The organism is Shinella yambaruensis, from assembly GCF_022899355.1.
In the GTDB taxonomy this organism is placed as follows: domain Bacteria; phylum Pseudomonadota; class Alphaproteobacteria; order Rhizobiales; family Rhizobiaceae; genus Shinella; species Shinella yambaruensis.
In genome coordinates, this window is sequence record NZ_JALJCK010000002.1 from 584,879 (window position 1) to 595,136 (window position 10,258).

General features: G+C 66.9%; 9 protein-coding genes. 8 read left to right on the forward strand and 1 reads right to left on the reverse strand.

Annotated features, from left to right (window positions below):
- Positions 1-36 precede the first annotated feature (36 nt).
- Positions 37-819, reverse strand: a complete 783-nt coding sequence (locus MUU56_RS06665; RefSeq protein ID WP_244766521.1) for a glutaredoxin family protein — start codon at positions 817-819, stop codon at positions 37-39.
- A 51-nt stretch (positions 820-870) separates the two neighbouring features.
- On the opposite strand from MUU56_RS06665, the gene MUU56_RS06670 reads away from it, so the two are divergent.
- From MUU56_RS06670 to MUU56_RS06705, 8 genes are all read left to right on the forward strand, one after another.
- The gene (locus tag MUU56_RS06670) at positions 871-1,275 is read left to right on the forward strand and encodes a MerR family transcriptional regulator (RefSeq protein WP_244766522.1); all 405 of its coding nucleotides are present in this window, start codon (positions 871-873) and stop codon (positions 1,273-1,275) included.
- A gap of 233 nt (positions 1,276-1,508) precedes the next feature.
- The gene (locus tag MUU56_RS06675) at positions 1,509-2,627 is read left to right on the forward strand and encodes a sugar ABC transporter substrate-binding protein (protein ID WP_244766523.1); all 1,119 of its coding nucleotides are present in this window, start codon (positions 1,509-1,511) and stop codon (positions 2,625-2,627) included.
- Positions 2,628-2,681: 54 nt separating this feature from the next.
- The gene (locus tag MUU56_RS06680; RefSeq protein ID WP_244766524.1) at positions 2,682-4,232 is read left to right on the forward strand and encodes a sugar ABC transporter ATP-binding protein; all 1,551 of its coding nucleotides are present in this window, start codon (positions 2,682-2,684) and stop codon (positions 4,230-4,232) included.
- A gap of 3 nt (positions 4,233-4,235) precedes the next feature.
- A complete protein-coding gene (locus MUU56_RS06685) occupies positions 4,236-5,207 on the forward strand; it encodes an ABC transporter permease (protein WP_244766525.1) in 972 nt (323 codons plus the stop codon).
- Between the two features lie 14 nt (positions 5,208-5,221).
- Positions 5,222-6,757 (forward strand): FGGY-family carbohydrate kinase, encoded by a 1,536-nt coding sequence (locus MUU56_RS06690; protein ID WP_244766526.1) that lies wholly within the window; start codon positions 5,222-5,224, stop codon positions 6,755-6,757.
- Positions 6,754-7,530 (forward strand): DeoR/GlpR family DNA-binding transcription regulator, encoded by a 777-nt coding sequence (locus MUU56_RS06695; protein WP_244766527.1) that lies wholly within the window; start codon positions 6,754-6,756, stop codon positions 7,528-7,530. The genes MUU56_RS06690 and MUU56_RS06695 overlap by 4 nt, the downstream gene beginning before the upstream one ends.
- Before the next feature lie 38 nt (positions 7,531-7,568).
- Complete coding sequence (locus tag MUU56_RS06700) at positions 7,569-9,257, forward strand: glycerol-3-phosphate dehydrogenase/oxidase (RefSeq protein ID WP_244766657.1); 1,689 nt, start codon at positions 7,569-7,571, stop codon at positions 9,255-9,257.
- Positions 9,254-10,252: a hypothetical protein gene (locus MUU56_RS06705; RefSeq protein WP_244766528.1), complete on the forward strand. Its 999-nt coding sequence runs from the start codon at positions 9,254-9,256 to the stop codon at positions 10,250-10,252. Before MUU56_RS06700 ends, MUU56_RS06705 begins: the two co-directional genes overlap by 4 nt.
- The last annotated feature ends 6 nt before the right edge of the window (positions 10,253-10,258 follow it).

Consider the following 10,258-nt stretch of genomic DNA (forward strand, 5'->3'; position numbering starts at 1 on the left):
GGGGCCGCGAGACGAAGCGGACCCTCCATGGCGTGGCTACATGGTGTGTCCGCCGGCATAGCCGAGGCTGACCGCCGCCATCCAGACGGCCATGGCGATCATCATCAGGTTCTCCGTCAGCGAGATGAAGCCGAGGGGGACGTTGCTGGAGCCGCCGACGCAGGCGCATTTCAGCGCGCGCTTCTCGATATAGACCGCCTTGAAGACCGAGACGGCGCCGATCGTGCCGATGAAGAGGGCGATCGGGATCGACAGCCCGTTGAGCACGCCCGCCACCATGAGGATGCCGGCAAGGCCCTCGGCATAGGGATAGATGTAGCTGTAGGGCACCCAGCGCCTGGCAAGCAGGTCGTAGTTGAGGAACATGGTCGCGAAGCTCTCGACATTCTGCAGCTTCAGCATGGCGAGCGCGACCATCGAGAAGGCGATGAACCATTCCGCCGCCCTGACGGTGAAGGGCGTGCCGCTGACGGCATGGCTTGCGGCCATCGCCATCAGCGCCGTGAGCGCGAAGAGCACGACGACCGGACGGTACGTGGTCGCCTTCGGGTCCGCGACGGGCTTGCCCAGATAACGCCTCAGGTCGTCGTAGCCGCCGACGCGCACGCCGTCGATGAAGACCTGCGGGGTGGTGGGAACGTCGTGTTTCGCCTTGAAGGCGTCGGTCTCCGCGCGGCTCGTCAGGTGACGGTCGTCGACCGCGTAGCCCGAGCGGCGGAGCAGGTCCTTCGCCTTCAGCCCGTAGGGGCAGATGTGGCCCGGCATCACCATGCGGTAGAGGATGGCCGTGCGGCCGGCCTGATTGTTTCTGTCCAACATCTCACGTCTCCTGTCTTGTGAAATCGTTGGCGGGACTATAAGTTCCGTACCATGGTACGGAGTCAAGCGCCCGACGACCTGACGATCGGAAAACTCGCGGCGGCGGGCAATGTCGGCGTGGAGACCGTGCGCTTCTACCAGCGCAGGGGATTGCTCGCGACGCCAAGGCGCCTCGACGGCATCCGCCGGTACGGGCCGGCCGACGTCAGCCGCCTGCGGTTCATCCGCCAGGCGCAGGCCGCCGGCTTCACGCTGGAGGAGATCCGCCAGCTTCTCGCGCTCGATTCCGGCGAGGACCGGGCGGCGGTGCGTCTTCTGGCGACGAAACGGCTGGCCGAGCTCGAGGCCCGGATGGCGGAGCTGCAGGAGGCGCGCCTGTCGCTGCAAAGGCTCGTTTCGGAATGCGCGGTCGGCAAGACCGGCCCCTGTCCCATCCTGAAATCCTTCAAGGCCTGAGCAGCCGGCCGCACGGCCCATCGGCTCGATCGCGGCCTTCCGCCGTCCGCTCGGTGGTATTTCCCTATTGTTTTTCCTCGACTTTCTCTTGCCGGCGGCGGCTTCAGCGGGGCACGCACTCCTTTGCCCGAAAATGGGCGCCTGGATAATTTGTAACATCTATTGACGATATTATAACGTATGTATACGTTACAAATAGCGCTGGACGAAGCGGCGCATTCGGAGGAGAATCCATGAAAACCAGGACTTTGCTGACGGGCCTGTCAGCGATGACGCTTGCCCTTTCCCTGTCGACGGCTGCCGTGGCGAAGGACAGCTACCGTGTCGCCGTGATCCGCTGGGAGCCCAACGACATCTATTTCAACGGCGTGCAGCTCGGTCAGGAGATCGAGAAGAAGCGCATCGAGGAAAAGGACGGTGTGAAGATCGAATTCACGGTGTTCGGCGCCAATGACGTGAGCGCGCAGCGCAATGCGCTCGACGCGCAGATCGCCCGCGGCGTCGATGGCGTGCTCCTGGTTCCCTGGCGCGGCGAGGCGATGATCAAGGTCGTCGAGGACCTGGCCGCCAAGAACGTCCCGGTCGTCGTGACGAACGCCTTCGTGCCGAAGTCCAAGTCGACCTTCGTCGCCTTCGACAACGAGACGGCCGGCCGCAAGGGCGGCGAGGCGATCGTGAACTGGCTCGACAAGAACCGGGGTGAGGACTGGCGCAAGCAGGACGGCGTGATCATCGAGCTGCGCTGCATCATCACCGCGTCCTTCGATATCGGCCGCAGCGCCGGCTATCACGCGGCCTTCGATCCGATCGTCAAGGACAACCCGAACATCAAGGTCGAATCCCACGAGGCGGGCTGCGACGGCTCCAAGGCCCGCAAGGTCGTCGACGACATGATCTCGCGCTATGGCAAGGACAAGATCCTCGCGGTCGCCAGCATCGATGGCACGATGGGCATCGGCGGCGCCATCCCGGCCTTCGGGGCGCAGGGCATGCTGAAGAAGTCGGACGACCCGGCGCATATCCCGGTCGCGACGATCGACGGCACCCAGCCGGAACTCGCCGCCGTGGAGAAGGGCGATCTCACCCACGTCTCCGTGCAGCCGGCGACGGGCGAGGGCATCGTCTCCATGCGCCTGCTCTACGACATGATGAAGAGCGGCAAGCTCCTCGACAAGTCGGCTTCCGCCGGTACCTTCCCCATCGAGGGCGAGGAACTCTGGGCGCCGGTCGAGATCGTGCCGTCCGACGCCTTCGACGGCGACTGGTACAAGATCCAGGCCTATTCCGTGCCGGAGGACGTGCCGGCGGCCGACGCCCGCAACTGGGCGAACCAGATGAAGGCCGCCAACTGATCGACGGGCGGCGGCATATCTGCCGCCGCCTTCTTTCCCGCCGTGAGCAAGACCATGATCCAATCCGCCGCCCTTCCGGCGACCGAGGCGCCGTCCTATCGCCTTGCCGGGCTGACCAAGACCTTCCCGGGCCTTACCGCCGTCGCGGATGTCGATCTTTCCGTGCGCCGCGGGGAGATCCACGGCATCATCGGCCGCAACGGCGCCGGCAAGTCGGTGCTGATGAGCCTGATTTCCGGCGCGCAGCAGGCGACGTCGGGCACAATCGAAATCGGCGGCGAGAGCGTCGCCATTGCCGACTACGATCCCGTGCGCGCCCACGGGCTCGGCGTCTCGCTGGTGCCGCAGGAGCCGAAATTCGCGCCGCGCCTGTCCGTCGTCGACAATATGTTCATGGGCCAGCCGCTGACCCGCAGCTTCGGCTTCCTTCGCCGTGCCGACATGCGGCGCAAGGCCGTCGAGGTCGCCGAGGCGGTCGGGCTCATCGTCGACCCGGACGCGCTGATGCTGACGCTGCCCATCGAAAGCCAGCAATTGCTCGCCTTCGGCAAGGCGCAGTTCATCGACGAGGCGAAGGTCATCCTGCTCGACGAGATCACCGCGTCGCTGTCGCGCGAGCGCAAGACCATGCTGCTGTCGCTGCTGCGCGATCTCGTGCACCGCCATCCCGACCGGTCCTACACGCTGATCTCGCACCACGTTTCCGAGATCATGGAATTCTGCGACCGCGTCACCGTCATGCGCGATGCCCGCGCCGTCGCCACGCTCGACGTCGCCGCGACCACCGGCGCGGAGCTTGCCAACTGGATCGTCGGCGACATTCCCGTGATGAGCCTCGACGGCCTGTCGCGCGCCGTGCCGGAAGGACAATCCCGCCCGATCGCCCGCATTTCCGGCCTCACCCGCCGCGGCGTCTTCGAGGACGTCACGCTGTCGCTCGGCACGGGCGATGTCGTCGGTTTTGCCGGGCTCGACGGTTCTGGCAAGGACGAGGCGGCCGAAGCCCTGTTCGGCCTCGGCAAGCTCGACGCCGGCACCTTCGAGATGGAGGGCAAGGTCCTGCATCTCGCATCGCCCGGCGAGGCGATGAAGCACCGCATCGCGCTTCTGCCGAAACACCGCGAGCGCCAGGCCGTCATCCAGGGCCGCTCGATTGCCGAGAACACGCTGATCTCCAGCTATCGCCAGTTCTCCACGGCGCTCGGCCTGATCGACAGCCGCCGCGCCCGCCAGGTGACGGCCGACAAGATCGTGGAGTTCAAGGTCAAGGCCAAGGGGCCGGAGATTGGCATGAGCGGCCTTTCCGGCGGCAACAAGCAGAAGGTGCTGATCGCGCGCCTGACGCTGAACGCGCCGCGCCTTCTCATCCTCAACGAGCCGACGCGCGGCGTCGACCTTGCGACGAAACCCGAAATCCTCAAGGCGGTCCGCACCGACCTGTCGCGCGACAGCGCGGTGATCGTGCTGACGGAGAGCGAGGAGGAGATGATCACGGTCTGTGACCGCATCTATGTCTTCTTCCGCGGCCGCATCATCGCCGTCCTCAACCGCGGCAAGGAGAATTTCACCGTCTCCGCGCTCTACAAGACCATCCAAGGAGTTTGAACGATGTCCAGCACAGTCCGGCTGTTCTCCCGTCTGATGGAGCGCCACCTCATCTGGGTGCTGCTCGCCGTTCTCGTCGCCGTCGGGCTCACCGTTCCCGGCTTCGCCTCGCTGCAGAACATCACCAACGTGCTCTGGGCGGCCGCTCCCCTCGGCTGCATGGTGCTCGGCCTCTTCCTTGTCCTGCTCATCAAGGAGGTCGATCTCTCGCTGGAATCGAGCTTCGCCTTCGCGCCGGCCGTCGCCATCGTGGCGATGACGGTCTGGGCGCCGGATGTGGTCCATCCCGTTCTCGCCGTCATCCTGACGCCTGTCGTCGGCCTGCTGGTCGGCCTCGCGGCCGGTGCCTTCGCGGTGAACCTGCGTGTCAATGCCTTCCTCGTGACGCTCGCGACGCTGCTTGTCATGCGCGGCGCCGTTGTCTTCCTCATTCCCGAGGGCGTCTATTACCTGCCGGCCGAATACACCTATCTCGGCGAGGCCCGCTGGTTCGGCATTCCCGTGGCGATCTTCGTCTGGCTCGTGCTCTACGGCGTCGCCTATATCTTCATGGAGCGCCATCGCATCGGCAAGGAGATCTACGCCATCGGCAACAACGAGGAAGCCGCCTTCCTCGCCGGCGTGAAGGTGCACCGCACCAAGATCCTCTGCTTCGGCATTGCCGGTCTTGCCGCCGCGATCGGCGGTCTCCTGGAAGTCGGCCGCCTGCAATCGGTCGTCGCCGATCTCGGCGAGGGGGATATCCTCATGGTCTTCGCCGGCACCATTCTCGGCGGTACCAGCCTCAATGGCGGGATCGGGCGGCTTTCCGGCGTGTTCGGCGCGGTCATCGTCATCGCCATCATCGAGAACCTGATGAACCTCACCGGCATCGAGCCCTCGATCCGCCAGATGGTCTTCGGTTGCGTGCTGCTCGTCGCGATCTATCTTGCCAGCCTGCAGGACCGTTTCGCCCTGCGTGCAAGCCGGAACTGACGGGAGAGAGAACCATGGCGCTGCTTCTGGGCATCGATAACGGCCTGACGGTCACCAAGGCGGTGATTTTCGAGCAGGACGGCACGCCGATCGCCGTCGCGCGGCGGCGGGTGCCGCAGTCCTTCCCCGAGCCGCGCCATGTCGAGCGCGACATGGCGGGCCTGTGGACCGCAACCGCCGAGGCGATCCGCGAGGCGATCGAAAGGAGCGGCCGGCCGGCGGCTGACATCAAGGCCGTCGCGGCGACCGCCCATGGCGACGGCCTCTACCTGCTCGACCGCGACAAGCGTCCGCTCGGTGCCGGCATCCTCTCGCTCGACAGCCGCGCCGGCGCGATCGTCGACGCATGGGAGAAGGACGGCGTGGCGCAGCGCGCTCTGGACCTGACCGGCCAGACCGCCCACGCCTCCGCGCCCTCGGCCCTGCTCGCCCATATCCGGCAGCACGAGCCGGAGCGCTACGGCGCCATCGGCCATGTCTTCACCTGCAAGGACTGGCTGCGCTTCTGCCTGACCGGCGTCGTCGGCACGGATCTGACCGAGGCGAGCACGAGCTTCACCAATGTGCGCACGCAGGCCTTCGACAAGGCGGCGCTGGAGGTCTTCGGCCTCGGCGACCTCTGGCCGGCCCTTCCGCCCGTCGCCCGGCCGGACGAGATCATCGGCACGGTGACGCGTGACGCGGCGGCAGCGACGGGCCTCGTCGAGGGTACGCCCGTAGCCGCGGGCCTGCACGACGTGACGGCCTCGGCCCTCGGCATCGGCGGCCACGCGCCGGGCCTGCTTGCCGTCGTTGCCGGCACCTATTCGATCAACGAGCTGGTCACCGAGGAGCCGATGGCCGATCCGCGCTGGTTCTGCCGCAACGGCATCCGCAAGGGCTGGTGGAACGCCATGGCGATCTCCCCGGCCTCCACCGCGAACTATGACTGGTTCCTCGACAATTTCTGCCGCGACCTGGCGGAGAAGGCCGAAAGCGAGGCGAGCGACATTCACGCGCTGCTGCGGCCGGAACTCGACCGGGCGCTGGAAAAGCCCTCGGACATCGTCTTCCATCCCTTCCTCTTCGGCTCGCCCTTCGGCAGCGGCGCGAGCGCCGGCTTCTTCGGCGTGCACGGCTGGCACGAGCGCGGCGACCTCCTGAAGGCCGTGCTGGAAGGCATCGTCTTCAACCACAAGCTCCATATCGACGACCTCCTGTCCCGCGTGCCGGTGGAGCGCATGCGCATCAGCGGCGGCGGCGCGCGCAGCCCGGTTCTGGCGCAGATGTTCGCCGATGCGACGGGGCTCGCCGTCGATGTCTCCTCTGCCGACGAAGCTGCTGCCTGGGGGGCGGCGCTCGTCGCCGGCGCCGCGGTCGGGCTCTATGCGAGCCCGGAAGCCGGCGCGGCCGCGACGACCCGCATCCTGCGTTCCTACCGGCCGGATGCGGCGCGCAGCGCCCGGCTTGCCGAGCGCTACAATCTCTATAGACAGCTTGCGGACGGGATGGCGCCGCACTGGCGGGCCATCGAGGATCTCGCAAGACGGTCAAGGGGAGTGGACGGATGAAGGCGGACGCACGGCGCGAGGAGATTGCCGACTACATCACGCGGGCCGGCCAGGCGCGCATCGAGGATCTCGTCGAGCATTTCGGCGTGTCGCGCATGACCATCCACCGGCATATCGACGCGCTCGCCCAGCAGGGCGTGCTGCGCAAGCTGCACGGCATGGTCACCGTCCAGCCTTCCGGCCTCTACGAGAGCACGTTCCGCTACCGCGAGACGGTCGGCAAGGCGGAGAAGGAGGCGCTCGCCCGCGCCGCCATGGCCTATGTCGAGGCCGGGCAGGCGGTTATGCTGGATGATTCCTCGACGGCCTGCGCGCTCGCGGACCTCCTGCCGGAAGCCCGTCCGCTCACCGTCATCACCAACAGCTACATCTCGGCCGGCAAGCTGATCGAGGCCGAGGAGGTGGACCTGATCAGCCTCGGCGGCAAGTACCATCGCAACTACAACGCCTATATCGGCATCATCTGCGAGAAGGCGGTGGCAAGCCTTCGGGCGACCGTCCTCTTCTGTTCCGCCTCCGCGATCGACGGCGTGACGGCCTTCATCCAGGACGCGCAGGTCACCAAGGTCAAGCAGGCGATGATGGCCTCGTCGAGCCGCAAGATCCTGCTCGTCGATTCCTCGAAATTCGGCAAGGTCGCCCTCAACGTCCTGAGCGACCTCACCGCCTTCGACGTCGTTCTGACGACGGACCGGGTCGGCGAAGCGGACAGGGCACGCCTGAAGGAAGCCGGCGTCAATCTCGAAATCGTGAAAATGGGCAAGAGTACATGAATGCGAACGCGGCAGGCGCCGCCGCCTTTCCCGGCGGCATGGGCGAACGAATGGCGGCGATGGAGGCGCGCGGCACGCTCGACGTGCTCATCGTCGGGGCGGGCGTCAACGGCGCGGGCCTTTTCCGCGACCTGACGGCCCAGGGGCTCGACTGCCTGCTGATCGAGAAGAACGATTACGCAGCCGGCACCAGCGCCGCGCCTTCCCGCCTCATCCATGGCGGGCTGAAATATCTCGAGACGGGCGAATTCCGCCTCGTCGCGCAGTCGACGCTGGAGCGCAACCTGCTGCTCGCCAACGCGCCGCATTACGTCAAGCCGCTGCCGACGCTGATCCCGATCTTCTCCTGGACGAAGGGCATCGGCGCTGCGCTGCGCACGCTGTTCGGCTCGAAGAGCGCCCCGCGCAGCCGCGGCGCGCTGCTCGTCAAGATCGGCCTGATGCTCTACGACTTCTACGGTGCGCGCCACCGCGTCATGCCGCGGCATTCGACGGCGAGCCGGGCCGCCTCGCTGCGCGACCTGCCGGCGCTGACGCCCGACATCGTGGCGACGGGCACCTATTACGACGCCACCGTCACCCATCCCGAGCGCCTGATCCTCGAACTCGTGCGCGACGGCCTTGCCGACAGCCCGCGATCCGCCGCCCTCAACCATGTCCGGCTGGAACGCGCTGATGGCGGTGCTTTGATGGTGAGAAGCCTTGCCGGCGAGGCGGCTGCGACCGTGCGGCCGAAGATCGTCGTCAATGCGGCCGGCCCCTGGATCGACGAGGTGAATGCCATCCTTGGCGCGCCCTCGCGCATGATCGGCGGCACCAAGGGCTCGCATATCCTGCTCGACCATCCGGACCTGCTGAAGGAATTGAAGGGCCGGATGATCTATTTCGAGGCGGATGACGGGCGCATCTGCCTTGTCTTCGAATATCTCGGCCGCGCCCTTGCCGGCTCCACCGATATCAAGGCGGCCAATCCCGACACGGTGCGTTGCGAGCCCGACGAGGTGGAATACCTTCTCGAAAGCCTGCGCAGGCTCCTGCCGAAGCTTCGCTTCTCCCGCGACCAGATCGTCTATGTCTACAGCGGCATCCGCCCGTTGCCGGCCTCCGATGCGAAGGACCCGGGCCTCATCACCCGCGACCATGCGACGCCGGTCCTCGAACCCGTCGCCGGCCGGCCCTATCCGGTCTATTCGCTCGTCGGCGGCAAGTGGACGACCTTCCGCGGCTATGCGGAAGAGGTGGCGGACATGCTGCTGAAGCGCCTGTCCGCAAGCCGCAAGGTCTCCACGCGCGACCTCGCCATCGGCGGCGGGCGCGATTATCCGAAGACCGAGGCGGCAAGGCAGACGTGGATTGCCGGTCTCGCACGGGAAACCGGGCTTGCGGAAAAGCGCATCGGCGAGCTCTTCGCCCATTACGGCACGACGGCGCGGGTCGTTGCGGCGCATGTCGCGGCGTTTCCGGCCGACGCGCCGCTTCCCGACGCTGCGGACTACAGCACCGGCGAGATGGACTACGTGCTGCGCCACGAGCAGGTCGGTTCCCTCGCGGACCTTGCCTTCCGCCGCACGACGCTGGCCGTGACCGGCCGCCTGACGGCCCGGCTGGTCGAGGCGCTCGCCCTCCAGGCGGGCGAGACGCTCGGCTGGGATGCGGCCCGCAGTGCCTCCGAAATCGCCGCTGTCCGCGAGCGGCTGAAGACCTTCCATGGAGTCGACCTGACATGATCCCCAAGAGCTACGACGAGAAGATGGCGCGCATCCGTGCCGGCGCCTACCGATCGGGTGACTTCATCCTCGTCGACGCCAAGGATGCCGACATTTCCGGCGGCATCCTGACGACGGGTTTTCGCCGCGGCGCCGACGGGTCGGCCGCCGGCAGCCGCACGCGCCGGGAATTCCTGGCCGAGATGGAAACCCTCGTGGCGGAAAGGGCCGTCGACGTCATGCTGGGATCGGCAGCCAACATCGAGCGGCTGGTCGAGGGCGGCATTTTCGCGGAAAGCACCGTGACGCCGGCCTTCCGCGCCAACGAGACGACCGACGTCTGGCTCAACATCCGCGGCGGCCGCTACCGCGAGACACCGGCCCAGCCCTATCGCGGCGCCGATCTTCTGCGCGCGCGGGCCGACCTCTGCCTGTTCTCGATGACCTTCAACAACGATGCCGCCTCGGACGTCGCCATGCTGGAGGCCTACCGCGCCTTCCGCGTCGAGGCGCGCGCTGCCGGAAAGCGGCATTTCCTCGAAGTGTTCAACCCGAATGTGGCGACCGGCTTCGGGGTCGCGGAGACCGGCACCTTCGTCAACGACTGCATCGTGCGGGCGCTGGCGAGCCTCACGCGCGCCGAGCGGCCGGAATTCCTGAAGATCGTCTATAACGGCCGCCGGGCGCTGGAGGAACTGGTCGCCCATGACGACACGGTCGTCGTCGGCGTGATGGGCGGGGCGAGCGGCACGCATCGCGATGCAATGGAAATGGTCGCCCGCGCCGAGGCGAGCGGCGCCCGCCTTGCCATCTTCGGCCGCAAGATCAACCTTGCCGAACACCAGCTGTCGCTGACGACATGGATGCGCGCCGTCGCGGACCGAAACGTGACGCCGGCGGAAGCCGTGCGCGGCTATCACGGCGACCTGCAGCGGCTCGGCCTGAAGCCGGACCGCGCGCTCGATCTCGACAACACGATCACCGATGCGGCCCTGAGAGAAGACGGCAACCCGTAGTCGCCC

What these genes read in the sequence shown, in the direction of transcription:
- MUU56_RS06700 (WP_244766657.1), top strand. Translation starts at nt 7,569, where the DNA reads ATGGGCGAACGAATGGCGGCGATGGAGGCGCGCGGCACGCTCGACGTG.
- MUU56_RS06705 (WP_244766528.1), top strand. Translation starts at nt 9,254, where the DNA reads ATGATCCCCAAGAGCTACGACGAGAAGATGGCGCGCATCCGTGCCGGC.
- MUU56_RS06695 (WP_244766527.1), top strand. Translation starts at nt 6,754, where the DNA reads ATGAAGGCGGACGCACGGCGCGAGGAGATTGCCGACTACATCACGCGG.
- MUU56_RS06685 (WP_244766525.1), top strand. Translation starts at nt 4,236, where the DNA reads ATGTCCAGCACAGTCCGGCTGTTCTCCCGTCTGATGGAGCGCCACCTC.
- MUU56_RS06680 (WP_244766524.1), top strand. Translation starts at nt 2,682, where the DNA reads ATGATCCAATCCGCCGCCCTTCCGGCGACCGAGGCGCCGTCCTATCGC.
- MUU56_RS06670 (WP_244766522.1), top strand. Translation starts at nt 871, where the DNA reads ATGGTACGGAGTCAAGCGCCCGACGACCTGACGATCGGAAAACTCGCG.
- MUU56_RS06665 (WP_244766521.1), bottom strand. Translation starts at nt 819, where the DNA reads ATGTTGGACAGAAACAATCAGGCCGGCCGCACGGCCATCCTCTACCGC.
- MUU56_RS06690 (WP_244766526.1), top strand. Translation starts at nt 5,222, where the DNA reads ATGGCGCTGCTTCTGGGCATCGATAACGGCCTGACGGTCACCAAGGCG.
- MUU56_RS06675 (WP_244766523.1), top strand. Translation starts at nt 1,509, where the DNA reads ATGAAAACCAGGACTTTGCTGACGGGCCTGTCAGCGATGACGCTTGCC.